Origin of the sequence: Microvirga sp. VF16 (genome assembly GCF_016864375.1) — a bacterium.
Lineage (GTDB): Bacteria > Pseudomonadota > Alphaproteobacteria > Rhizobiales > Beijerinckiaceae > Microvirga.
The window spans coordinates 1,044,267-1,069,675 of record NZ_CP069354.1 but is presented as its reverse complement, the minus strand read 5'-3'; the positions used below and the strand labels follow the sequence as shown (position 1 = coordinate 1,069,675).

Sequence of the window (25,409 nt, the reverse complement as noted above, 5' to 3'; positions counted from 1 at the left end):
CAGGACTGATCGGGAATTGTTGAAGATCCTGCCTGCATCACCCTTGCATCGTAGGAAACGTCTTGCACCCTCACCCCCTACGACGACGGGGCTCATGAGCGTCACGCGGTCCTCAAATCAACCGGAAGCACACCAGAGAATGCGACGGCTGTCGGCCCAATCAGGGTAATGCTGTCGTCATCATGGACTTCGACCTGCAATCGCCCCCCTGGCATATCAACCGTGATCCGGTTATCCCGTGTAAGTCCGCGGCGCCGGGCCGCGAGCACGGCCGCGCATGCTCCGCTGCCGCAGGCACGGGTCAAAATGCCCGGGCGCTCCCACACCACCAGACGGATCAGATCCGGCGCCGCCAGCTCCGCAATGCCTACATTGGCCCCCTCGGGAAGCATGGGATTGTTCTGGATTGCAGGAGCCCAGCGCCCGACATCGACCTCGTCACGGCTCGCGACAAAGAAGACGAGGTGAGGATTGCCGACATTCACCGCAGTTGGCTGTGTGAGCGGGCCTGAAACCAGATCAAGGGCGAGCGTGTCAGCCTTGTATGTGAGGGGGATGCTCTGCCAGTCCCATTTGGGAGCCGCTACACGCAAGGCGACCCCATACTCACCATCACGCGCGGCTTCGACTCGTCCTCCGAGCGTTTCCAGAACCACATGGTCGCTACCAGTCTCGCTCAATAGAAGCCACGCAACGCACCGGGTTGCGTTCAGGCAGGTCTGTGCCTCGACACCATCAATATTGTAAATTCGCATCCGGGCGTCCGCACCTGCCGCCGAGGGCGTTTCGACCACCAGCAGTTGGTCGCCACCGACGCCCACATAGCGATCACAGATCCAGCGGATTTCCTTGTGCGTGGGCCGGAAAGGCTCCTGGCGGCCATCAACGACAACGAAATCGTTGCCCAGGCCGTGCATTTTCAGGAATGGGCGTCCACTGGGAGGAAAGTCGGCCAAGGCAATGTACACTATACAAGAAGTAACGGAACCGACCTGACACCGACCGGAGGTTGAACAGTGATTTCCTCCCTGCAGCACGTCAAGCTGCCGCCTTTTCTTCCGGCCTAGACAATAGTTTACCTCACGGAGCTTTTGTCACGCCGGAGATATCGCAACTCCTAACCTGCTCTTCAGCACGGGCAACGCGATGCTGTGTTCATTGCGGACCTTCGTCAGTATATAGAGAAACGCAAACGAGCGCTCCTGCTCACCGGCCCGCATTATTCTCCAGGAAGGACTCGAACAACTGTTCGTGGCCCATCTGGCCGCCTTTGAGCATCACGAGCATGCCATCTCTCGATGCATCGTCGCTGCGCGCCAGACTGATGGCGACGCCGCTGCTGATCTGGCTGTGATAACCGAGCCCCCAATAGCCGAGACGGCCAACGATGCGGCTCGACGTGTCGCCGCCGGCGACTGCCAATCGACGGACGGGATGACGCCGCAGGATCGCATCGACGAGCGACGCGCTCACCTCCGCGAGACTGGCAGCCGCAACGTGAGGGGCATCCCCGATCTCGGGAGCCGTTGAGAGCATGACATGCTCGCCCCGGGCTAGCATGGCCACGGCCTTCGCAACGATCCGCTCACGCGCGTCGGCGCTGGACAGGATGCTGGCAGGATCGACGGCGAGGCGCCTGTAAGACTGTGCGGCCGCCATCTGCGCCCTGGTCGTCGGCGAGAGGCTTCCCACGAAGGCAAGTACAGGCCCATCCGTGGAAACCGGCATCGGGCTCGCCACCGGCTCTCGCTCCTCGAAAAAGGCTTGCGCGACGCTGCTGGGCCCGAGAACCAGCAGCGACTGTTGCTGGCTCTCGGTTCGGAGCAGGCGGCCGATCGCATCCACATGCCGCCCGTCGAGCGCATCAAGCAGCACAGTAGCAGCCGCCTGGGACAGACGCTGCCATTCCATGACAAGGGCCTCTGGATCACCGATCAGCAGAGGCCAGTGAATGGCTCCGATATCCGTCATGCCGAGAGCCGCGAGATGGTGCCGCAGGTCGGCCTCTTTCATCGGCGTTGCCGGGTGCCGGCTCATGGTTGGATGACGGTCGAGGCGGAAGACGTCGCCGCCGGCACCGAAGGACGCGAATAGGTTGGAGAAGGCGCAGTATCGTCCGAGCGATGGTTGGCCGCCGACGATGGCAACGGTTTCGTGCGTCACATATTCACGTAGGATCGCAGCGGCCACCACGATGTTTCCGAGCTCCGGCGCGCTGTCGAAGGTCGAACAGCATTTGTAATGCAGGATGCGGATGCCGAGATCGCGGAAGAACGCGCCGACCGGCGCGAGCTCGGTCCGCATCTCCTCCGGCGACATCGTACGTGCCGCACCCGCAATGCCGACGGCGTCGAGATCTCCGACCTGCGCCAGTTGCTGTGCCTGTGGCATGCGCAGGAAGAGAAAGGCGCGGCGGCCGCGCCGCGCCAGAGTCGCGAGCGTATCCGTCGCGCCCGTGAAATCGTCTCCGTACCATCCGTAGGACGGCATCACGGCAGCCTCCGTCCGTTTAATGCTTCGCGAAGAAGCCGAATGCATCGGTGAGCGCACGATGCTGCGTGCGGGCGCCGTTCACGCTCTCGCCGGTTTCCACGATCCGCCAGGCTTCGCGGATGCTGGCCACACCCTCCGCTGGTCCGCCAGGATGGGCCATGATCCCGCCACCAGCCATGAAGAGAAGGTCGGAGGTGTTCACGGCGCGATAGGTCTGCTCCACCGTTCCGGCCCATTGCCCGGAGGAAAACGCGGGCATGACGCGATCGTCCGAGTCGCAAAGCCGTGTCAGGCAATCCTTTGCGCTGTCCACCACCTCCTCGTCGGCCTGCGCGAACTTTCCGCCCAGACCATGCACATGCATGTGGTCGACGCCAGCGAGACGCCAGAGCGTCTGATAGGCCTGGAAGCCGATGCCGAGCGCGGGATGACGCGAGAAGGCGCCATAGCCGTTGCGATGGCCATGGATGACGAGATCGGTGCCACATCGCAGGGTCTCGACAGCGGAAAAGCCGCACCAGTTCAGACTCGCCATGACGCAGGTTCCGCCCTCGCTTGCCACCAGATCCGCATGCCGGCGCATGGCGTCCGTCTCGTCGGTGATGTTGAAGGCAACCATGACATGCTTGCCAGTCCTGTCCCGATGGCGACGCACGGCAGCCATGACGGCCGGGATGCGCACTGACAGAGGTGCATGGACCGGGTTGGCGGCGATCTCGTCATCCTTGATGAAATCGAGTCCGGCCGCACAGAGGCGTTCCACCAGAGACGCGATTTCTTCTGCCCGCAGTCCGACATTCGGCTTGATGATCGAGCCGATGAGCGCGCCCCGCGCGACGCCGGTCAGCCGGCGCGTTCCTGCAATGCCCTGGCGGGGCAGCGCATAAGCCTTCCGGTAGGCGCCGGGCAGCTTGAGGGCTTCGAGCCGCAGGCCGGTCACCTCGCCGAGATCGAAGAGATTGCCGGCCACGGTCGCGGCGAGCGTCGAGAGGTTGACGCCGACATTCGCAACCGGGAAGCGCACGACCACCTCGCCGCGGCGGGAAGGCGCCGACACATCCTTGCGGCCGAGCCAAGCACTCCGGACGGAAGGCTGCGCAACCTCACCCAGATCCCTGATCGTGACGACATTGGCGCGGGCGCGAGCGCGCAGTTCGTCGGTTTCGCCTTCGACGCGGGTGAAGGTGCCGCAGGATTGCTCCCCGGCCATGACCTCGGCCACCCTCTCGAGCGGCAGCGGCGTTTCGACGAGATAGGTCGCCTCGTAATGTGCGTCCGACATGGCGGGTCTCAAAGCTGCGAGAGATCAGGGAATGGCCGAACGGGATCGCGCCCGTCCCAGCCTTCCGAGGCCTCCCTGATCAGCTGGAACATCTTGCCTTTCGGCCCCGCCACTTCCGACAGCTCGATCACGGTGCCCGGGTGGTACTCGGTGTCGAAATAGACGAAGCGGCCGCGCTCGCCGACCTCGCCGCTCATCACGGGAGCGAAGCCCTGCTTCATTAGCCGCTCGAGATCGGCATCATAGCTCTCGGTCCAGTAAGCGACATGCTGCAGGCCGCGATGTCCGGCCTGCTTGAAGTCGCGATACATGGAGGGCGCATCGTTGCGGGTCTGGATGAGCTCGATCTGGAGCGGACCGGAATTGGCAAGCGCCACCGAATTGTGCGGCCGGTAGCTCTCACCCCGATAGGTGTAGTTCACGATCGGCACCTGCTCCTTGTAGAAGAACGGGCCGACGCCGAGAACGCGCGACCAATAATCCATGGCGGCCTCGATGTCGTCGACAACGTAGCCCGCCTGCCTGATCTCTCCGAGAAATCGGCTCATATCCTACCTGCAGCTTTGATGAGGGCGCGGCATCCTGAACCGCGCCCGGGGAAAGAAGGGATCCGATGGGCTGCATCGAATCCCGCGACGTTGGTCAGGCGAGCGTGCCGACCACGCTCTCGAGATGGCCCCAGGCCTCGGGACCGAATTTCTGCTTCCACTCCTTGTAGAAGCCGGCCTCGCGCAGCTTCGCACGGAAGCTGTCCGTGTCGCATTGGTTGAAGGCCAGCCCCTTACTTTGAAGATCGGCCTGCACGGATTCGTTGAGCATCTTGATGTCTTCGCGCTGCTTCAGACCCGCCTCGTTGATGGCGCGCGAGACGATCTCCTGCACATCGGCCGGCATGCCAGACCATTGGCGGCCGTTGGCAATGAACCAGTAGCCGTCCCAGATATGGTTCGTGAGCGCGCATGACGCCTGCACCTCGTAGAGCTTCGCCACCTGGATGATCGGCAGCGGATTTTCCTGCGCATCGACCACCTTGGTCTGCAGGGCGGTGTAGACCTCGCTGAACTGCAGGCTCGCCGGCGCAGCACCAAGGCCGGAGAACATAGAGATGCTGATCGGGCTCACCGGAACGCGGATCTTCAGGCCCTTCATCGAGTCCGCGCTTTTGATCGGCGCGCCGCTCGTCGTCATCTGGCGGAAGCCGTTGTCCCACATGGTCTCGAGCGCATGCAGCCGGGAATCGGCGATCGCCTTGCGGACGAAGGCCCCGACAGGACCGTCCATGGCGGCCCAAACCTGATTGTAATCCTTGAACGCGAAACCGACCGCGTTGATCGCCGCCACTGGCACGAGGGTCGCGATCACCAGCGCGGAAGGCGTGAAGAACGTCAGAGCGCCGTTGCGCACCTGGGAGAGCATGTCTGTATCGCCGCCGAGCTGATTGGCCGGGAAGATCAGCATCTCGACGCGACCGTTCGTCTCTTTCGCAATCCGGTCGGCGGCTTCCTTGGCGCGGATATTGAGCGGATGGCTGAGCGGCAGGTTGTTGCCGTAGCGCAGCGTGATCTCGGCGGCGTGAGCGTAGCGCGGGATCGAGAACAGGCTGACGGCGGCCGGGGCTGCCCCGATGCCCTTGAGAAGCGTCCTGCGGCTGATGGTCATGGCGTATTTTCTCCCAAAAAGATGGTTTTGCTCTTTCCCAATGAAAAAATCAGTCATATTAATGATGCAGTCAAATCAAAATTTTGATGTATTTTGATGTAATATCATGAGTATCCTGGTCGACAATCCCTCTCTCAGCCGGCGCGCCACCATCGTGGACATCGCGCGGCTTGCCGATGTCTCGACAGCCACCGTCGACCGGGTCCTCAACGGCCGGCAGGGCGTGAAGGCGGCGACGGTCAAGCGGGTCATGAAGGCTGCGGCAGAGCTTGGCTATGTGGACGAGAGCGACGAGCGGATCCGGGACGTGCGCCCGCTGGCTCAGATCTCCTTCATCCTGCCCCAAGGCACCAACCGCTACATCACCATGCTCGGCCGCATGATCAACGAGATGGTGCCGCAGTTCGAACGCTTTTCGCTCAAGCCCACGGTCGAGTACATCGACAGCTTCAATCCCGACCTGCTCGCGAAGGCGCTGCATCGTCACGCCAAGCACGCCGACGGCATCGCCTTCATGGCCATCGAGCATCCAATGGTGCGCGAGGCCGTCAACCGCATCACGACTGCCGGCACGCCGGTGGTGACGCTGATCTCCGACGTGGCGAGCCCGACCCGCACTGCCTATTTCGGCCTCGACAACCGGGCCGCCGGGCGCATGGCGGGCTATCTTCTGGCGCGTTTCATCAGCAAGCGTCCCGCCAAGGTCGCCATGATCGCAGGAAGCCTGAGCTACCGCGCCCATGGCGAGCGCGAGATGGGCTTCCTCGACATCCTGCAGGAACTCTATCCCGACATCGAGGTCGTCGGCCTGCGCGAGGGACATGACGACGAGGCGCTCAATTACCGTCAGATGAGGGCGCTCCTCTCCCACCATCCCGATCTCGATGGCATCTACAATATCGGCGGCGGCGCTTCCGGCATCGGCCGTGCGCTTAAAGATGCGCGGCGCGAGAAGAGCGTCGTCTTCGTCGGTCACGGACTAACGAGCGACACCCGCGAGTTCCTTCTCGACGGCACGATGGATGCCGTCATCACCCAGAGCGCCGAAGACACCATCGCGAAATGCGCCGCCCTGTTCCGCGACCTGCGGGAGGGGCAAAAACTCAGCCCGCCCGATCCCATGCGGGTCGAGGTCGTCTTCAGGGAAAATCTTCCCTGACAGCGACCATCTACACCAACGAAGAACAAAAGCAGCAGACACAGCCCAAGACGACGGAGGAGACAATGACCATGGCAACAGAGAGCATCGCCATCGGCGAAATCGAGGACATGCCGACTGGCCTTAAAAGCGGTTCGGCTCTCCTCAAGCCTATTGAGATGATCGCTTCTGCCATCCTTGTCGCGATCATTGGGCTACTTCTGATGGGCGTGACGTCGCGCTATGTGTTTTCGCTCCCTATCGTGTGGATCGATGAGGCCGCCGCCTTCTGTTTCCTCTGGCTTGCCATGCTCGGCGCCGTCATCGCCATCGACCGCAACGAGCACCTTCGCCTGACCCTGTTCCTGCACATGTTTCCGGAGAAGCTGCGCGGCTTTTTCGGCGCATTGGGACCGTTGCTCGTCGCGGTCTTTCTCATCGGCATGCTGTGGCCTGCCATCGACTACGTGATCGAGGAATCCTTCATCACGTCGGCCGCACTCAACATTCCCATGAGCTGGCGCGTCGCCGCTCTCCCGGTCGGCATCGGCTTGATGGCGCTGCTGGCGCTCCGGGAAACCTTGCGCGCCGCCAGGATATCCGAGATCATCGCGGCAGCGGCGACGATTGCGGTTGCGGGCGCGCTGCTGTGGCTCGTCTCCCCATCCTTGCCCTCCCTCGGCCACATCAATATTCTCATCTTCCTCGTCGGTTTCGTCGCCTTCTTCCTCGCCGTCGGCGTGCCGATCGCCTTCTGCTTCGGGCTCGGCGCGCTCACCTTCCTGACCTTCACCAGCTCCGTGCCAACCATGGTGATGATCGGGCGCATCGACGAGGGCATGTCGAGCCTCATCCTCCTGTCGGTTCCGATCTTCGTGCTCTTAGGCTGCATTCTCGATGCCACCGGCATGGGCAGGGCGATCGTCGAGTTCCTTGCATCGCTGCTCGGACACGTGAAGGCCGGCATGTCCTATGTGCTGCTGGGCTCGCTCTTCCTCGTCTCCGGCATCTCCGGCTCCAAGGTATCGGACATGGCCACCGTCGCGCCGGCGCTCTTTCCGGAAATGAAGCGGCGCGGCCACAAGCCGAAGGAGATGATAGCCCTGCTCGCGACCGGTGCTGCCATGGCCGATACGGTGCCGCCCTCCATCGTGCTGATCGTGCTCGGCTCCGTCGCCGGCGTCTCCATCGCCGGCCTGTTCACCTCGGGCTTCGTCATCGCCATGGTGCTGCTCGTCGGCCTTGCCATCCTCGCGCGCTGGAAGGCCCGCGGCGAGGTGATGGACGGCATCCGGCGGGCTCCTCTTCGCGTCGTCGGCAAAGCGTTGGCGGTCGCGGCTCCGGCACTCGTGCTGCCCTTCCTGATCCGCAGCGCCGTCGGCGGCGGCGTCGCCACGGCAACGGAAGTGTCCACCATCGCCGTGCTCTATGCCATGATCATCGGCATGGTGCTCTATGGCGGCATCCGGCCCGGCAAGATCTACGATATGCTCGTCGAGACGGCCGCCCTCTCGGGTGCGATTCTGGTCATTCTCGGCACAGCCTCCGCCATGGCCTGGGCGCTGACGCAGACCGGCTTCGCCTTCAAGATGGCCTCGTTGGTCACAGATCTGCCGGGCGGCTGGATCACCTATATGCTGGTGACGATTGCCGTCTTCATGGTGCTCGGCTGCGTGCTCGAAGGCCTCCCGGCCATCGTGCTGATGGCGCCGATCATGTTCCCGATCGCGAAGAATCTCGGCATCAACGACATCCATTATTCCATGGTGGTCGTAACCGCGATGAATGTGGGCCTGATGGCGCCGCCCATCGGCATCGGCTTCTATATCGCCTGTAAGATCGGCAACGTCTCGCCGGACGAGGCCATGGGCGCCATCTGGCCCTATATCGGAGCGCTTTTCATCGGTCTTCTCGTCATCGCCATGATCCCGGCCCTGTCGATTGCTTATCTCTAGAGCATCGGGCCCAAGAGTGGGTCCACTTTTTGAAGAGCACATCGTGCGGAAAACCGAATCCGCTTTTCCGCACGATGCGCCAGGTCGGGCTATTTCCACGTGTCCGCTTAGTTGCTATTCACGATGGAACTCATAGGCCTGTCCGTCATCGAAGGAGAGGCGGAGCAAATTAAGCTTGGCATTCTTATCGATCTGAAACTGAACGAAACCGTTCGGCAGAGGACCAAGATTGTCGGCCATCGCCGCAAACCGGCCATTCGGCATGATGCGTGCCGTGAAAACATCCCCATCCCAAGGCTCAAGTCGCAGCTTCGCGCCGGTCGCTTGGAGCTCGATGACAAGCGCATCGCCTTCCACTACCACCACCGCCTTGCCGAAGCTTGGGTTGGCGAAACTCCCGGCCAGTGGTGCGAGCGGTGGGAATGGCCGTGGATTCTCGGACTTGGCAAACTGCTTGGCGGCAGTCCCGAAATTGGCCTTTGCCGCCTTCAACGCATCAGCAACATGATCCACTTTGGCGTTGCCAAGAATGAGGTCCAGAATCCACTGCCCGATTGCATCCGGGAAACCGACGTTCGTTTCGTTAGTGAGGATGATCACGCCGATATTTTTATCAGGCACCATCCCGACATAGGCACCAAAGGCTGCCGTTCCCCCGTTATGCCAAACGATATTGCCATTCGGCGTCTGCTGGATGATCCAACCCAGCGCGTAGAACAGCTTGTCGGAGATCGCGACTTTCGGCGTGCGGGTAAAGGCGAGGCTCTCCGGCGAGACGATGCGGCGCCCCTCGAAAGTGCCATTACCGAGCTGCAATCGAACCCAGCACGCCATATCGTCGATGGTGGAGTTGATGTCGCCGGCTCCACCGAAATCGTACGGGAAAAGTTGTGTGAACGGCGCCTCGATCGTGCCATCGGGTGTCCAACGGTGGCCCTTTGCATGATTGGCCGCGGCTTCGATAGCTTCGGCCGTGTAGGACGAGTTTGTCATCCCCAATGGCTCGAGCAGCTCCTGACGGAGAACCGTGTCCCCGTCGGCAGCGCCCGCAGCCTTCGCCACAACGCGGCCGGCCAAAAGATGGGTGATGTTGGTATAGGCGAAGGTCGACCGGAAGCTTGAAACCGGCTCGACATAGCGGAGGGAACGGATCAATGCCGGTTCGGCGAGACCCAACAGCCCGAGTGCGTCGTTTGCGTAGGGCGGTAGTCCGGAGCGCTGAGCAAGCAGGTCGAAGACGCGAAACTCGCGGGTCACCCAGGGATCCTTGAGCTGAAATTCCGGATCGAGATCGACGATGCGCTCGTCCCAACGCAGCTTGCCGCGATCGACCGTGATGGCCAGGGTCGTGGCGAGAAATGCCTTGGTGGTCGAGCCGATCTGGAAGACCGTGCGCGTATCGACCGGCTCCCCACCGGTCTTGCTTCGTACGCCAAAACCCTTGCCGTAAACGAGACGATCATTGGCGACGATCCCGAGGGCGAGACCGGGCAAGTCGAAGGCCTTCATCCCGCCTTCAGCATAGGTCTCGATTTCCGGGATCAGCGCCTGGATCCGCGTCCCTAATGCTGGTCCAGATTCTGACGGCTCCGCAGCCTTCGCGACATCCTGACTGGCTAGAATGGCCAGCGCTACGGCGAGCAAGAGTGGCCGCATGATGCCCACGGCATCGAAGGCTCGTGGCTTTGCGGGCAAGCCGGCCGGCACGGCTCGACGGCTCCGGCATGGGGTCATCATCATAGCAGAGTCCTCCGCCGATGGACGCGGTTATCACTCTTATAACACAACGTGCTCTTCGACGCTGGCGCGCCTATGGGCGAGATCCCAACTTGCTCCCAACAACGCCTCCGATATGTTGTCGTCGCGCGCACTCTTACATTCCGAAATTTCCGCGTTCGGTCAAAAAGGCCTGAAGCGTGGCCTTTGACGGTCTGCTCATATGCCGAACTAGACTTTTGATCTTCTTCTGGAAGCGGCCAGGCCCGAAACGCCTCCACGCAATAGCCGTTGGCTGTGCACCGCAAATGATCCACTCTTCGTGGGCCCCCGCCGTTCTGTCGGTCCTATCAGAGCGATAGGACGGCACGAGGGCTTGCATGAATGGCGGTGGGAGCATGAGCGAATCTGCGCTTCACCTCGAAGATCAAGGCGGCGGATCCCCTGCCTTGATCTTCCTTCACTATTTTGCCGGCTCCCTGCGGTCATGGGTCCATGTTGCCGGAGAGCTATCGAGCAGCAGCCGATGCCTGTGCATCGACCTGCCCGGCTTCGGTCGTTCGGCGCCGCTGCCCGCCTACAGCGTGCACTCGGTGGCCCAGGCGGTCGCTCAGTTCATCGGTGAGCTTCGTCTTGAGAACTACGTTCTGGTTGGCCATTCAATGGGAGGCAAGCTAGCGCTCGCCTGCGCGGCCGCGAACCCTTTAGAGCTGGCAGGACTCGTTCTTGTCGCCCCCTCACCTCCCTCGCCTGAACCGATGGACGAGAAAGAACGAACCCGCCTGCTCGCAACGCATGGCGACCGGACATCGGCGGAGCGAACCATTCGCACGATCACGCGGCGCCCCATCCTGGCAGAAGACGTCGCGATCTGCATTGAAGACAATCTCCTGACTTCGCCCGAGGCCTGGCGCTGGTGGCTCGCGCAGGGCAGCCGCGAGGACATTACGGCACAAGCCAAGCGAGTTGCCTGTCCAGTTCTGGTGCTGGGCGGGAGCGATGACCCGGTCATACCGCCCCGTGTGATCGCTGCCGACGTCATGTCCCGCTTGGTCGACGCCACCCATATCGAGATTGCGGGAGCCGGACATCTCCTCCCGCTTGAGGCTGCGCAAGAGGTCGAGATGGCGATCCGGAGCTTCGTCGCCCGGAGGTGCCTCCGTACCGGGAGCGGGCCCCCCCGCCTGTGAGAGGCGCAGCTGGTTGAGCTCTCGCTCGACCTCTCTATCGGTCGGAGTACGCCATTTGAGGCAGCCGGCCACTGCTGCGCGCCTTTGCGGTGGCCCGCAATCAACGTATGATTTCATGAGAGACCAGTATCCTGCGTCGGTCGGGCGAGTTCGCCTGACCCCTTTGATCGAGGGGCTTTGGTGGGCCCTGCTTGGAGGCCCGCGATGGCAGCTCCCTGGTTCATGTTTGCGACCGGTATCGAGAACAGCTATCCGACGATCAAGAACGGCAGCGCCCGCGTCGACGAGATGGACAAGTGCGGCCACTACACGCACTGGCGGAGGGATTTCGAGCTCCTTCAGGAACTCGACATCCGCTACCTGCGCTACGGGCCGCCGATCCACCGCGTCTGGCTCGGTCACGGCCGGTATGACTGGAGCTTTCCGGACGAGACATTCGGTGTACTCAAGACCCTCGACGTCGTCTCCATCGTCGATCTCTGCCATTTCGGAGTGCCGGACTGGATCGGCAATTTCCAAAACCCCGATTTTCCGACCCTGTTCGCCGAGTACGCCAGCGCTTTTGCGCAACGATTTCCGTGGGTGCAGCTCTATACGCCCGTGAACGAGATGTTCGTCTGTGCCACCTTCTCGGCGGCGTATGGCTGGTGGAATGAGCAGCTTGCCAACGACACAGCCTTCGTAACGGCGCTCAAGCACATCGTGAAGGCGAATGTCCTGGCCATGGCGGCAATCCTCGAGATCCGCCCCGATGCGATCTTCATTCAAAGCGAGTCGTCTGAATATTTCCATGCTGACGAGCCCGATGCGATCGGGAACGCCGAGACCCTGAACGCACGCCGGTTCCTCTCCCTCGATCTCAACTACGGTCGCCGGGTCGACTCCGAGATGTACCAGTTCCTTCTGGACAATGGCATGACGCGCGACGAGTACCTGTTCTTCCTGACGCACCATCTGCGGCAGCACTGCATCATGGGGAACGACTACTACATCACGAATGAACATCGGGTCGCGCCCGATGGGCGAACCTGGGCGGCCGGAGAAATCTTCGGATACGCCGAGATCACCCGACAATATTACGACCGCTACCGACTTCCGGTCATGCACACCGAGACGAACTTGGCACAGGGTGCCAACGGTGATGAAGCGGCAATCTGGTTGCGGAAGGAGTGGGCCAACGTCCTGCGGGTCCGCAACAGCGGCGTTCCTATCGTCGGATTCACTTGGTACTCGCTGACGGATCAAGTCGATTGGGACACGGCCTTGCGTGAAGACAATGGCCGAGTGAATCCCCTTGGCCTTTATGATCTGGATCGCAATATCCGGCCTGTCGGCAAGGCCTATCAGCAACTGATCCAGAGATGGCGCAGAGTTCTGCCGACGCAGAGCGTATGCCTCACGCTTCCGATCATTCAGCCGAGCCAATCCGGCAGTGCGCAAGCTATATCCCAGCAGGAAGCGGCTCAGGACCTGCGCCGCGGCACTACGGCGTCGCAGACGATGACCGATCATGCGGGATGAACGCGTGCCCGTGCGGCCCGCCCAAGACAAGCCACTTCATGGCGCTCCCTTTCCTCCTGGTCGGCTACACCCTGCTCTGTATGTGGCCGAGTTCATCGGCACGGGCTTGCTGGTTCTGTTCGGGGTATCTGTCGTCATCCTCATGTTCGGGCAGGGCAGTCCGGGATCGAGGCTGATCCCTACCGAAGGGTTGCGCTTGTTTCTGACGGGAGGATTGTTCGGATCGGTCGGCGCCCTGATTGCCGTCTCGCCCATCGGCCGGATCAGCGGTGCGCACATCAACCCTGCCGTAACGCTTGCATTTTGGCTGGAGGGCAAGTTGGCGTGGCGCGATACGGCTCTTTACATCCTGGCCCAGTTGGCCGGCAGCGTGGTTGGTGCCATGCCTCTCCTGGCTTGGGGATCCATGGGGCAAAGCGTTGCGTTCGGCGCGACGCAACCGGGACCAGAAGTCCCCGCCTGGGCAGCCATGCTAGGCGAAGCTGGAGTGACGTTTCTGCTCGTTCTTGCCATCCTCACCACGGCGGCCCATCCTCGCACACAGCGCTTCACCCCACTCGTCATGCCTGCCGTCCTCTCGATCCTGGTATGGCTGGAGGCTCCCATCTCCGGTGCAAGTGCAAACCCAGCGCGCTCGTTTGGACCGGCTCTTGTGGCCAATATACCCATAGACCCCTGGATCTACATGGTGGGGCCTTCGCTCGGAGCAGTCTTGTATGCTGGCCTCGTCCGACTTGAGGCTGTCCACCTGCCCCGCGTGACGGTCGCCCGCCTGTTCCATTTCCATCTTGAGGTCTAGCGCATCGTGCGGGCTCGAAGGGCTGCGTCAGCGACCCGAAGGGCCACGCCAGTGAAAAGTGGATCCGGTTTTCCGCACTAGACAATGCGCACATTAAAGTACGAGGCATCGGATGGATCCCAAAAGTGCAAATCCACTTTTGGGTCCGATGCTCTAGCAAGCAAAGAACGGTAGACTTGGGCCCTTATTTGATCGCCATACCCATCATGGGAAAGATGGAGTTTGACCACACGCTCCGAGGCTTGTTGAACAGACCTTGCACTCCTCTACTTCCGCCCGATTGCAGCCGAATAGGGGCTTTGCAACGGCCGGATCTGCACATCCTGAAAGCCGGCCTCCTCCATCCAGTTTCGGCAGTCCACGCCGGTGTAGTCGAAGCCGGCAGGAGTCTCGATGAGCATGTTCAGGCTCATGAGCAGACCGAACGCGTTTTCGCGGCGTCCATCATCGATCATGGCGTCGTAGGCGATGAGCGCACCTCCCTTGGGCAGCGCCTCGTGGGCCTTCTGCAGGAGCAGCTTTTTTTCCTCGAGACTCCAATCGTGAAGAATATGGCCCATCACGAGAACATCGACGCCGGGAAGAGGATCTTTGAAGAAATCGCCAGCCTGGAAGGTCAAGCGCCGGTCGAGCCCCTGTTGTGCCACATACCGCTCGAACACCGGTTGCACGGCGGGGAGATCGAAGCCGTAGCCGGTCAGGTGAGGATGAGCGCGGGCAATCTCCACGGTCAGGCCACCCTGGGCGCAACCGACATCGGCAAAGGTGCGATACTCGGCCCAAGGGAAAGCGTTTGCGATCGCCCGTGCGGTGGGCAGGCTTAGGCCCGTCATGGCGCTGAGGAACAGTTCCAGGCGTGCGGGCTCCGCATAGATGGCCGCGAACAGGTCAGGCTCCCCGTGCCGAATCTCGTTCTGTGGCAGGCCGGTCCTGAGCGCCTCGGTAAGATTGCCCCAGAACCGGTAGAGCCGCCCGTTCATCATCTCGAGCATGCCCCCGACATACGAGGGCTTGTTGCGATCGAGGTAGAGGTCTGTTTCGGGTGTGTTCGTGTAGCGCCCATCCGGATCCCGCTGGAGCATGCCGAGGGCCACCAGCGCATCCAGGAAATCGTGGGCGCTGCGCTCGTGCAAGCCCAGGGCATCGCGGACCTGCGCGACCTCGAGTGGCCCGCTCTCAGCAAACTTCGTAAAGATCCCTAGCTCCACGGCACTGAGAAGCGTCTTGGAGGCCCAGAAGGCGCTCCCAAGTTGGAGGATTTTCTCTGGAGATATCGCTGTCGTCGGTGTCATTGGATGTCTCCTCCGCTAGGAATGGATGCGGCGAGCCATTGGCACGGCTTCACCAGCAGCGGCCTGGATTTCCGGGAGACGGAGAGCGGATCTTCGCGCACCCGAGCGCGACGATGATGCAGGAGCGCAGGCAGATTACGACTGCAATCAGGTGTTACCCCGCCGGCAGACAATCACCAGTCCCCGGGCGCTACCGACAGCCGAAACTCCGGAGCCCGCCACACGGTGATTGACCCAACCAGTGAGGGCCACTCCTGCGCAGCATGATCGCTCCACGATTCCTTATGCTGCCCTGCTCGTGATATCCTTCCCATCGTCAGTCAGGAGCACGAGCTTGAGAACGGAAGATATCAAAGCCGACCTTCTCCGCAAAGCGGGTGGTGCTCTCAGTGCGCCCGATGCGGCCCGCATGCTCGGCATGGATGTCGTCACATTGCAGGAGCTGGCAGCCGAGGGCGCGGTCATTGCCCTGCCTCTTCCAGGGGGCACCGCCTATCCGGCATGTCAGCTTGAGATCGGCGGCATGGTGTCAGGATTGTCCGATGCGCTCCGCTCCATGCCAATCCGCTCGCCATGGATGCGCCTCGAATGGCTGCTCACCGTGGATCCTGCCCTCAGTGGCGCCTCGCCGATAGAGGCCCTACAGCGGGGTCGCGTCACCGAAGTCATCCAACTTGCCCGCTCTCACAGAGCCGACTGAGCGCTGGTTTTTTTGCATACGCCCGGTCATGCTGCGCGGGCAACTGTTCAAGATCTCTCCCGACGAAAACAAACCCACTGCTCTGTATCAACAGAGCAGCGGAGATGAGATTTGTTAGCGGGCCGGAACGAGCTTGGTGACGTCGCGGGCCGCCCGCTCGACGGCTGCACGCGAATAGACGAGCGGTACATAGTCGCCGGCAGCCCAGAGTGGGGCCAAGTCACGGTAGTGGGCGCTGAACGGATTGCCCGATTGACCGGGAGTGTTGATGGTCACGCTCTGATCCCAGTTGCCGACATCCAGAACCATCCGGAAGGATGCACCCGCTGTCACGCGGAAGTCGGACGAGCGATAGGACGCTGCTCGGGGGCTGAAGGCGGAACCGCCCATCGCCAGCCGGCCCACCATCATCTGAGCGCGGGTTGGATCGTCCGCCAGGGGAGCCAGGGCGTGCTCGAACAGCGCGTGATGCAGCTTGCCCCAGGTCCAGTTCGAGGTGTCCGGACCGAGCGCTTGGCGCACCTCATTCATGGCGCTCCCCAGGCTTTCGAGCAGGATCTCCTGGCGGGCTATGATTGGATCGGAGCCAAGAGCCTTGTCCGGGTTCTCAAGGTAATCGACGACCGCCGCGATGTCGCTTGTGCCGAGGGCCGCGCGGGCTGGTTCGGGAATCGCCTTCGCAGTCAGAGCGCGCCCGACATGCTTCGTCATCCAGACCTCGAACAGAGCTGCGGCGGCGCTGTCTGCCGAGGTACGGTGATCCCATTGCTTGAGCAGTCTCAACCCCTCGGCGAGCGTAGGATCTTCGGATGTTATCGGCTCAAGCAGCTTGACCAGCCGACGTCCGTTGACGGTGTAATCGTCCGTCTGCAGAGCCATGGCGTCGGCAAGCGTGATCTTCTCCTTCGACGCCAGAACTTCCTTGATACGGGTGATGCGCGAGGGATCCGACCATTCGAAGCCAACCTTGCGCTCGGCCACCGGATAGCCGGCTGGAAGGTTCATTTCGTTCGCGGTGGCGAACCAACCGCTTTCCGGATTATAGACCTGCGGCAGTTCCTCGCCTTTCAGGAATCCGGACCACTCGTAGCGGCCGTCGCCGGGAACCGGCATGAGACCATCCCAATTCGGGCGCAGCGGCGAGCGGCCACCGACAATCCAGCCGATGTTGCCCGAGGCGTCGGCATAGACCTGGTTCTCGGAGGGGGCGCCCCAATTCGCCATGGCTTTCTTGAAGCCGTTCCAATCCTTGGCGGTCATGTACTCCGCCGAGTTGAAATAGGCCGAGGTGCCGGGCTCGAACCAGACGGAGCGCATAGCGAACGCTCGGCGCTGTGCCGGATCGGCATGCAGGATGGGACCATGTCGCGTGAAGCGGAGTTCAACCTCGCGTGGCGTTTCGCCTTTCACCTCGATCGTCTCGCGCACAACCCTGATATCCTCCCAGCCGTCGCGGTAGCGGTACTGGTTGGGATTGCCCGGATTGAGCTCGTAGACGAAGAGATCCTCCTGATCGATGGCAAAGATGGTCAGGCCAAAGGCGATCTGGCCATTGTGCCCGATAGAGATGCCAGGGAGTGCAGGCTCTCCGGCACCGATCACCGAGAGTTCGGGTGAGTTGAGGTGCACGATATAGCGCAGCGACGGCACGCTATGCGCCCGGTGCGGATCATTGGCCAGGATCGGACGGCCTGTCGCCGTGCGACTGGGCGCAATGGTCCAGTTGTTCGAGCCGATGGTGCTCACACGATCATCCGCCTCGGCGAGGAACTTTTCGGGATCAATTGAAGTGCGCTGCTGTCCCGGCTTTGCAAAGGTGACATCGCGCGTTGCAAGCTGATAGTCGTTCAGCACCTCGCGTGGGATCGAACAAGGGTCGAGACCATCAGGCATCTTGGTGGTCCAGTCAGGTTCGATCTTGCGCCGGAAACGATCGGCCTCGAGCCCGGCTGCGCAAGCCACGCGCGCCCGTGACACCTCAGATGCAACATTGCGGGTGAGACCATGGCTGCGGATGCTCACAACGTCTTCGGGCGCCCAGCGATCGGGCATCGTTCCGGCCACGCGAAACTCCACCGGAGCGGGTCTGCGGCCGCTGCGCACCTCGTCGACAAAGGCATTGATGCCAGCCACGAACGCTTCCGTATAGTTCTTTGCATCAGGACCATAGGCGGCCCATTCTTGATTCATGTCACCACGATAGAGGAACAGCCGGGTCGCCCGATCCTGTGCGACGTAGCTGGGGCCGAAGTCCTTCGCGAGCAGGCCCAGGCCGCGCTTGCGCCAAAGATCGATCTGCCAGAGCCGGTCGCGCGCTGCATTGTAGCCCTGTAAAAAGATCGCGTCGCGGGTGCTGCCGGCATAGATGTGCGGGATGCCCCATTGATCGACGATCAGCTCGGCGGGCTGCTGGAGCCCCTGTACCTCGTGTGAACTTGTCCGGGCCGCACTCGACATCTCGGCCCAGGCCGGAATGGCCGTGCTCGCAAGCAGAGCGCTGATATAGGGCACAAGACGTGCGGTTCGGGTCAGCGTCCTCATCGTATGTTTCTCCCTGTCAACAAACGGTCTGTTCCCTTTCTCTCCAGGATAGGAGTGGCGTGCGGGAATCAGATCAGCCCGATGGTCGGACTTTGGACAGGGTTGGAACAATTGCATTCCTGACAGGGCTGGTATCAGGATCGAGCGGGTTGTCGGGACAGTAAGCGACACTAGTTCCCCGGATCGCGCCAATTCAGGCCACAAACAGATGCTGATGGATGAGGTGTTGTCCCCTGGCACGGTAGCGGACCCGGCCGGAGAGCTTATACCGGAACGCTCCATCCGGCTGTGCCAGTCCCGTGCCAACCTGCCATGGCCCTCATAAGGCAGCATCCGATCTCACCTCGTCCGAATGACGATACCATTGCCGGCCGCTTGGGCACCCTGCTTCTGTCTCCCGGCGCAGGTCACAGCCAGGCGCCAGGAAAGAAGTAGCTGCAACAGAACCGCCAGAAGAGGTTCTGTGACGCTCATCACAGCAAGTCATGAGGCGATATGCGACGCTTGGAATCAGCAACAGGAGGTTTCGATGAACTTGAAGACTCTTCGCCTGATCTCCATCCCCAAGGTGCCTCACTGGCTCAAAACGCTCCTCATTGTTCGGCAGCCGGTTCCAGTTAGGGCGGTTGCTCGTCCGCACTATGCCTCGGCCTACCGTTCCCTCGCTGTGATTTCCGTGCTTGGTGGCCTAGTTGCATTCGGGCCCTCGTCGGCTCACGCTCAGGTGGTATGTGCTACCCGGGAGAAACTCGTGGAGCTGTTGTCCGATCAGTACAAGGAGAGCCCTGTCGGGATCGGCTTGGCACAGTCAGGGCAGGTCCTGGAAGTCTTCGCCTCTTCAGCCGGCTCGTGGTCAATGGTGATGACAGCGACAGACGGCAAGACATGCATCATCGCCGCTGGAGACAACTGGGAGATGGTCACCAAGGTGAAGGGGACTGGTATCTGACGCTTCTCCGTCCGCTGGGAGGCATGAGGATATCGTCAACCCAACCGGTTAAAGGGCCAGCGCAAAAGTGGAGCAGTGCCAGCCGGTGAACTATTCTGACAGTCTCTCACCTGTCGCCGCGTCGAAAATGTGTATTTTGGCGGCAGGTAACGTGTAGGATACACGCGCACCGACCCCATGGTCACGCCGCTCCAGCACGAATACCTTCAACGTACCATGATTTGTTCCGATGTGAACGATGGTTCCCAGCCCCATCGGCTCCACGAGTTCGACCTGTCCCGTAAGCGCCCCCTCTTTTTGGTCCGTTATCCTGACGTCCTCCGGACGTATCCCCACTTTCACGATCTGGTTATCCTGCCCCGGGATTCGGGAGACGACAGACACCCTCTCGCCCGAGCCGAACTCGATAGCCGTATGTTCCCCGTCACGGCGGAGGACACCATCAAGAATGTTGATGGCGGGGGAGCCAATGAAGCCCGCGACGAAGAGGTTGGCTGGGCGCTCGTAAAGATCGAGCGGCGTACCGACCTGCTGAATGACGCCTCCGTTTATGGCGACGATACGATCTGCCAGGGTCATGGCCTCCACCTGGTCATGGGTGACGTAGATCGATGTCGTCCCCAGGTCGCGATGCAACTTCTTGATTTCGACACGCATCTGTTCGCGGAGACGCGCATCGAGATTCGACAAGGGTTCATCGAATAAAAAAGCCTTCGGCTGGCGCACGATCGAACGCCCCATGGCGACGCGCTGGCGCTGCCCTCCGGACAGTGTCCGGGGCTTACGATCCAGCAAGGTATCCAGTCCGAGCTTGTGGGCGGCCGCAGAGATGACGCTGACCATACGGTCCGCCGGCGTACCACGGAGCCTCAGGCTGTAGTTCATGTTGTCTCGGACGGTCATGTGCGGGTACAGGGCATAGGACTGGAACACCATGGCAATGTCCCGGTCCTTGGGTGCAAGCTCGTTGACCACCTGCCCACCGATGCGGATCGTGCCGCTGGTGATACCCTCGAGCCCGGCGATCATGCGCAGAAGCGTGGACTTGCCACAGCCCGAGGGTCCGACCAGGACAACGAACTCCCCATCGTGAATTGACAAGTCGACATTGTGAAGGACGGGCACCACCCCATAGGTCTTGCGGACACCCTGAATATCGATCGAAGCCATGATGGGATCCCTTAGCCTTTGACCGCACCAGCCGTGAGGCCCTGGACGAGATAACGCTGGATGAGGAGGAAGAAGAGGCAGGCGGGGATCAGCGCCAGAATACCTGCCGCCATCATCTGTCCGAAATCGACGGAGAACTTCGATACGAAGCTCAGGAGCCCCACCGGAAACGTGCTGGCCTCAGCCTTTGACACCAGCATCAGGGCGAAGAGCAGCTCGCTCCAGGCGGCCGTGAACACAAAGCCGAGGGTGGCAGCAACACCTGGGAGCGTAAGCGGGAGAATGATCTGCCGAAAGGCGCGGAAGCGCGATGCGCCGTCGATCATGGCGGCTTCCTCCAGATCCCTTGGAATGCCATCGAAGAAGGACTGCATCAGGAAGGTTGCGAATGGAATGTTGAATGCGGTGTAGACGATCACCAGGCCGGTCAGGCTATTCGTCAGCCCGAGCGGCGAGAAGAGCTTGAAGATCGGCGCCACCAGCATGACGAGCGGGAACATCTGCGTGATGAGCATCAAACCCACCAGCCACATCTTACCGCGAAAGCTGAAGCGAGACATGGCATAGCCAGAGAAGGCAGCGACGAGCGTCACCGCGACGGCGGTGCCACCTGAAACGATGAGACTGTTCTTGAAGAAGAGCGGAAAATCGCTGTGGGCGAGCACGAAGGCATAATGGTTAAGCGACGTGCGCGACGGCCAGAGCCGGATGCCCTCGCTATAGAGGAGATCATTGGGCGTGACCGAAACCTTGAGCAGCCAGTAGAGGGGGAACAGGGCGAAGGTCACATAAAAGGCAAGCAGCCCGTAATGCAGGATCCAGTAGGCGGTATTGCGCGTGAAGGATTTCACAGGCACGTCCTCATCGTCTTAGCAAGGCCTGACGGAGCAGGATGATCACGAAGGAATAGGCGAGGAGCAGAACCAGAAGAACCACTGCCACCGCAGAGGCATAGCCGAAATCGAGCCGTCGGAAGGCCTGGGTGAAGATGTAGCTCGACACGATCTGCGTGCTGTCAGCCGGGCCGCCGTTGGTCATGACGATGATCAGATCGGCAAAATTGGCGATCCAGACGGTCCGCAACAGCACCGCGATGGCAATCGTCGGAGCCAGGAATGGGATGGTGATGTCGGTAAAGCGCCGCCACGCACCCGCCCCATCGATGGATGCTGCCTCATAAATGTCCTGCGGAATGGACTGGAGCGCGGCGAGCAGCGTGATGGCGAAGAATGGAATGCCCCACCAGACATTGGCGATGATCGGCCCCCAGATCGCGAGGTCCGGATCGGACAGAATGTTCTCTGGGCTGGAGAGAATGCCGACAGCCGCCATCCAGTGCGGCAGTGGGCCGACCACCGGGTTGAACAGCCAGGCCCAGTTGAGCCCGGACAGGAAAGTCGGCACCGCCCAAGGCAGAAAGACCAGCGCCTGTACGACGCCCCGCCCTGGAAACGCATTGTTCAAGAGTAGTGCCAGCACCAGACCGAAGGTAAATTGGAGCGCAACGGACGCGAAGGTCCAGACCAGCGTGTTTCGCATTGCATGCCAGAACGCTGCATCGGTCCAGAGGGCCTCGAAATGCTCCGTCCCCACAAAGCCGCCGCTGAAGGGATTAAGCAGTTGCATGTCGCGGAAGGAATAGGACAGACCGATCACGAGCGGCACGAGCATGATGGTCGCGATCAGGATCACGGAGGGGGCGATATAGAGATAAGGCTCTGCCTTCAGTGCGAGCCTGCGCAACGGCGTGCGCTGCGGATGCGTGGCCTCCTCGACGAAGGACATCGTGGACATGCGGCGCTCCTGAAACATTCAAAGCTGAACGGCGCGGCACAGGCTGCCGCGCCGTCCCAGACTTACTTTTTCGACGCGAGATATTTCTTCTGCGCCTTGGTCATGTAGTCGGCCCATTGTGCCGCCATGTCCTTCGGGGCGATCTGTCCGAGGAGTGCCTGCTGACTGGTCTTCACTGCGAGCGAATCAGCAAAGAAAGCGAATTCCTGCAGGTAGGTCGGCATGATGGTCGGCACGACGTTCTTATCCGCCAGTTCTTCGAACCAGCCCTTGAACTGCGGGCCGGAATAGAATGGGTCGGTCTCGGCGGACTTGTAGATCGGCAGCGCACCCGTCCTCTTGTTCCACGCAATGTTGCCGTCCGGGCTCGCAAGTGCCGAGATGAGCTTCCAGGACAGCTCCTTGTTCTTGCTGTTGGCGAACATCGACCAGCCGGCATAGCCGATGGTCGGGAAGGCCTTGCCGGCCGGGCCCTTCGGGAACGGCGCCACGCCGTACTCATCCGGCTTCATGCGTTCGGCAATGGCGATGAGCGCATCCGGATCCTGGTCGAGCATCGCGCAGGTGCTGGAATAGAAGCCCGCCACGATCTCGTTAAAGCCCCAATTGACGCTGTCCTTCGGCGCATAGCCCTTCTTGTAGAGATCGGTGAGATACGTGACTCCCTTCACCCAGCCCTCGTCGGCGAAAGTGGAGGTTCCGTCCTGCTTGAAGAAGCTGTTGTCGCCCGCCATGGTGGCGCCGAACATCACCCATCCATTGAGGCCACCAGGCCCGCCGCGCAGGCAGTAGCCGTATTTACCCGGAACGGCAGAGACTTTCTTCGACACATCCTCGAATTCCTCAAGGGTCTTCGGGGGTTCTTTCACACCCGCCTGCTCGAAGAGCTTTTTGTTGTAGAACATCGCGCGCAGGTAAAAGCCGTAAGGCAGCATATAGGCCGTGTTCTTGACGGTTCGTCCGACCTCCAGCGCCTTGTCTGTGAGCCCAGCGGTGTTCGGCCATGTCTTCAGGTAGGGCTCAAGGCTCTCCAGCGCGCCATTGTTGGCATAAAGCGATAGCCAGCGGTCCGGCATCTCGACCACGTCGGGCGTGTCGCCGGCAGACACCATGGTGGCAAATTTCTCAAACGCTTGCCCCCATGGCAGGGACGTGATCTCCACTTTGACACCGGGATTGGCATCCTCAAAGCTCTTCACGATGCCCTTCAGCGTCTCCGTGCGCTCGGGACTGGTGATGACTTCGGTGAGTTTCAGGGTTGTTTGGGCGAGAGCGCTGCCGGCAAAGACCGTGGCGAGCGCAGTGGCGAGCAATAGGCGTTGGATCATGGTCTTCCCTCTGTCTTGTTTGTCGCGAAGATGTTCGACCGCTCCTATGTGAAGGTTCATGTCAGGTCATTTTTGCCTCCCTGATGGCCTGGAAGAGATCGGTAACCAGCGCGTCCTGGCCCTCAAGGCCCACATGGAGGCGCACGATGCGTTCCGATACGCCGAAATCAATCGCCGAGTTAGGACCGGCGGCCTGCACGCGCACCACCTGCGCCGGAACCACGAGGCTCTCGTGCCCGCCCCAGCTCACGCCAAGTTTGAAGAAGCGCAGGGCATCGGCGAATCTCGGAATATCAACACTGCCGTCGAACTCGAATGAGAAGAGACCGGACGTCCCCTGTAGCCCGTCGGGCAGGGCATTGCCGAGGCCAGGATGATAGACCGCAACCACGTCGGGACGCTTGGCGAGTTGGCGCGCAACGTGGAGCCCGGCGGCCTCATGGGCCCGCATGCGGATCGGCAGCGTCCGCAGGCCACGCAGGAGGAGCCAGGCATCGAAGGGAGACAGCTTGCCACCGAGATAGGGGTAGATGCGAGAACGTATCTCCCCGATCAGGGCCTTTGAGCCGACCACCACGCCCGCCACCACATCGCTATGACCGCCGATATATTTCGAGGCGGAGTGCAGCACGAGGTCCACGCCGAGAGTGAGCGGCTGCTGAAAGATCGGACTCGCCCAGCTGTTGTCAATGATAGAGATCGCGCCGTTCTCGCGGGCCATCTTTGCCATTGCGGCGACATCATGGACATGCATGAGCCAGCTGGTCGGGCTTTCCATGTAGAAGAGACGTGCGCCGGGAAGAGCACGCCGCACCGCATCGAGATCGCGACCGTCCACATAATCGACCGTCACGTTCATACCCTTGAGATAGGTCTGGAAGAGACGATAGGCATCGGGATAGACGTGCTCGACGCACAGGATCCGATCGCCGGGCCGAATGAAGGCCAGGACGGTAGAAGAGATCGCCGCCATGCCGCTGGCAAATCCGATGGCATCCTCGCCGCATTCCAGGGCGGCCATCTTCTCCTCGAACAGACGAACCGTCGGATTGAGGCCTCGCGTATAGGTGGGGCGAACGTTCTCGCCGCGATAGGTCGCCTCCATCTCGGCATAGGAGCCGAAGGTGAAGAGGGAGGTCTGGGCGATCGGCGGCACGACAGCCTCGTAGGCATGGTCCCCGTCATGAGCGAGGATGGCCATGGCGCGTGCCAGCGGATCGACGGGTGGGCTCATTTGATCATGTCCTTGATATCTTCCTCCACGATGGCGAGGATCGCGAGGGTCTTGGCTCGGGCGGCATCGGGGTCCTTGGCTGCAATCGCCTCGAACAGCTCACGATGAAAAGGGAAGGAGCGGGCGGCGAAATCGACCCGCACGCGCGACATCCCGAACAGGGTCTGCACGCTGTCGCGCATCTGGGACAGGAGTTGGTTGAAGATCGGATTGCCGCTGGCATCGTAGATCGATAAGTGGAAAGCGAGATCCTCCGGACCGGCGCAGCCCTTCTCACGATGCACCGCCTCCATGATCAGGAGTTTCGACTCGATTCGCTCGAGATCGGCTGCCCCCGCTCTCATCGCGGCGAGAGCGCTTGCCTCGACTTCCAGACCCCGCCGGACCTCCAGCATCTGCAGAAGCCCGTTGCGCCCACTGTCAACCGCGAGCGGAAGGTGCATGGTCTCCGGCGAGATCCGACGCACCAGATAGGTGCCGCTGCCCCTGCGGCTCTCGACGACACCCAGCGCCTGCCAGTGTCTGATCACTTCGCGGATGGTGGAGCGTCCGACCGAAAGTTCCGCCATCAGTTCGCGTTCCGGCGGGAGACAATCTCCGGGCTGAAGATCCGAGCGTCCTATGAAGTCGGCGACGGCTCGCATCGCA

The 25,409-nt window shown here is 61.4% G+C and carries 21 protein-coding genes; 7 read left to right on the top strand and 14 right to left on the bottom strand.

The features are described 5' to 3' along the window. Positions 1-101: 101 nt before the first annotated feature. The 5 genes from dapF to JO965_RS04985 form a co-directional block, all read right to left on the bottom strand. Positions 102-917, bottom strand: a complete 816-nt coding sequence (dapF, locus tag JO965_RS05005; protein WP_203442610.1) for a diaminopimelate epimerase — start codon at positions 915-917, stop codon at positions 102-104. Positions 918-1,206: 289 nt separating this feature from the next. Continuing rightward, the gene (locus JO965_RS05000; protein WP_203444065.1) at positions 1,207-2,490 is read right to left on the bottom strand and encodes a four-carbon acid sugar kinase family protein; all 1,284 of its coding nucleotides are present in this window, start codon (positions 2,488-2,490) and stop codon (positions 1,207-1,209) included. 19 nt (positions 2,491-2,509) lie between these two features. Then, the gene (locus JO965_RS04995; RefSeq protein ID WP_203442609.1) at positions 2,510-3,775 is read right to left on the bottom strand and encodes a ribulose-bisphosphate carboxylase large subunit family protein; all 1,266 of its coding nucleotides are present in this window, start codon (positions 3,773-3,775) and stop codon (positions 2,510-2,512) included. Between the two features lie 8 nt (positions 3,776-3,783). Further along, entirely contained in the window at positions 3,784-4,323 is a 540-nt protein-coding gene (locus JO965_RS04990; protein ID WP_203442608.1) for a VOC family protein, read from the bottom strand. Positions 4,324-4,417: 94 nt separating this feature from the next. Beyond that, on the bottom strand, positions 4,418-5,434 hold the full coding sequence (locus tag JO965_RS04985; RefSeq protein ID WP_203442607.1) for a TRAP transporter substrate-binding protein: 1,017 nt from the start codon (positions 5,432-5,434) through the stop codon (positions 4,418-4,420). Between the two features lie 106 nt (positions 5,435-5,540). Here JO965_RS04985 and JO965_RS04980 point away from each other — a divergent pair, with 106 nt between their 5' ends. Together JO965_RS04980 and JO965_RS04975 are read left to right on the top strand one after the other, a co-directional pair. After that, positions 5,541-6,593 carry a LacI family DNA-binding transcriptional regulator gene (locus JO965_RS04980; RefSeq protein WP_203442606.1) on the top strand — a complete coding sequence of 351 codons (1,053 nt, stop codon included), beginning with the start codon at positions 5,541-5,543 and terminating at the stop codon, positions 6,591-6,593. A 65-nt stretch (positions 6,594-6,658) separates the two neighbouring features. Further along, positions 6,659-8,527 (top strand): TRAP transporter large permease subunit, encoded by a 1,869-nt coding sequence (locus JO965_RS04975; RefSeq protein ID WP_203442605.1) that lies wholly within the window; start codon positions 6,659-6,661, stop codon positions 8,525-8,527. A 114-nt stretch (positions 8,528-8,641) separates the two neighbouring features. Here the strand turns inward: JO965_RS04975 and JO965_RS04970 are convergent, their stop codons facing one another. Continuing rightward, on the bottom strand, positions 8,642-10,267 hold the full coding sequence (locus JO965_RS04970) for a serine hydrolase (protein WP_203442604.1): 1,626 nt from the start codon (positions 10,265-10,267) through the stop codon (positions 8,642-8,644). 374 nt (positions 10,268-10,641) lie between these two features. Between JO965_RS04970 and JO965_RS04965 the strand changes: the two genes are divergently transcribed. The 3 genes from JO965_RS04965 (at position 10,642) to JO965_RS04955 (ending at position 13,753) form a co-directional block, all read left to right on the top strand. Continuing rightward, on the top strand, positions 10,642-11,433 hold the full coding sequence (locus JO965_RS04965) for an alpha/beta fold hydrolase (protein WP_203442603.1): 792 nt from the start codon (positions 10,642-10,644) through the stop codon (positions 11,431-11,433). 204 nt (positions 11,434-11,637) lie between these two features. After that, positions 11,638-12,954: a family 1 glycosylhydrolase gene (locus tag JO965_RS04960; RefSeq protein WP_203442602.1), complete on the top strand. Its 1,317-nt coding sequence runs from the start codon at positions 11,638-11,640 to the stop codon at positions 12,952-12,954. Further along, positions 12,944-13,753 (top strand): MIP/aquaporin family protein, encoded by an 810-nt coding sequence (locus JO965_RS04955; protein ID WP_203442601.1) that lies wholly within the window; start codon positions 12,944-12,946, stop codon positions 13,751-13,753. The genes JO965_RS04960 and JO965_RS04955 overlap by 11 nt, the downstream gene beginning before the upstream one ends. 266 nt (positions 13,754-14,019) lie before the next feature. Here JO965_RS04955 and JO965_RS04950 read toward each other — a convergent pair whose 3' ends face one another. Next, on the bottom strand, positions 14,020-15,045 hold the full coding sequence (locus JO965_RS04950) for a methyltransferase (protein ID WP_203442600.1): 1,026 nt from the start codon (positions 15,043-15,045) through the stop codon (positions 14,020-14,022). A gap of 334 nt (positions 15,046-15,379) precedes the next feature. Between JO965_RS04950 and JO965_RS04945 the strand changes: the two genes are divergently transcribed. Then, positions 15,380-15,745, top strand: coding sequence for an Rv2175c family DNA-binding protein (locus JO965_RS04945; protein WP_203442599.1), 366 nt, complete (start codon positions 15,380-15,382; stop codon positions 15,743-15,745). Between the two features lie 114 nt (positions 15,746-15,859). Here JO965_RS04945 and JO965_RS04940 read toward each other — a convergent pair whose 3' ends face one another. Next, entirely contained in the window at positions 15,860-18,286 is a 2,427-nt protein-coding gene (locus JO965_RS04940; protein ID WP_203442598.1) for a penicillin acylase family protein, read from the bottom strand. Between the two features lie 529 nt (positions 18,287-18,815). On the opposite strand from JO965_RS04940, the gene JO965_RS04935 reads away from it, so the two are divergent. Beyond that, positions 18,816-19,235, top strand: a complete 420-nt coding sequence (locus JO965_RS04935) for a hypothetical protein (RefSeq protein ID WP_203442597.1) — start codon at positions 18,816-18,818, stop codon at positions 19,233-19,235. Positions 19,236-19,325: 90 nt separating this feature from the next. Here JO965_RS04935 and JO965_RS04930 read toward each other — a convergent pair whose 3' ends face one another. The 6 genes from JO965_RS04930 to JO965_RS04905 form a co-directional block, all read right to left on the bottom strand. Further along, positions 19,326-20,405, bottom strand: a complete 1,080-nt coding sequence (locus JO965_RS04930; RefSeq protein ID WP_203442596.1) for an ABC transporter ATP-binding protein — start codon at positions 20,403-20,405, stop codon at positions 19,326-19,328. Positions 20,406-20,416: 11 nt separating this feature from the next. Then, the gene (locus tag JO965_RS04925; protein WP_203444064.1) at positions 20,417-21,223 is read right to left on the bottom strand and encodes a carbohydrate ABC transporter permease; all 807 of its coding nucleotides are present in this window, start codon (positions 21,221-21,223) and stop codon (positions 20,417-20,419) included. Between the two features lie 43 nt (positions 21,224-21,266). Beyond that, positions 21,267-22,190, bottom strand: coding sequence for a carbohydrate ABC transporter permease (locus JO965_RS04920; protein ID WP_371826863.1), 924 nt, complete (start codon positions 22,188-22,190; stop codon positions 21,267-21,269). Between the two features lie 71 nt (positions 22,191-22,261). Further along, positions 22,262-23,527, bottom strand: coding sequence for a sugar ABC transporter substrate-binding protein (locus JO965_RS04915; RefSeq protein ID WP_371826831.1), 1,266 nt, complete (start codon positions 23,525-23,527; stop codon positions 22,262-22,264). A 61-nt stretch (positions 23,528-23,588) separates the two neighbouring features. Further along, positions 23,589-24,761, bottom strand: coding sequence for a PLP-dependent transferase (locus JO965_RS04910; protein ID WP_203442594.1), 1,173 nt, complete (start codon positions 24,759-24,761; stop codon positions 23,589-23,591). After that, on the bottom strand, positions 24,758-25,405 hold the full coding sequence (locus tag JO965_RS04905; RefSeq protein ID WP_203444062.1) for a FadR/GntR family transcriptional regulator: 648 nt from the start codon (positions 25,403-25,405) through the stop codon (positions 24,758-24,760). Before JO965_RS04905 ends, JO965_RS04910 begins: the two co-directional genes overlap by 4 nt. Between the last annotated feature and the right edge of the window lie 4 nt (positions 25,406-25,409).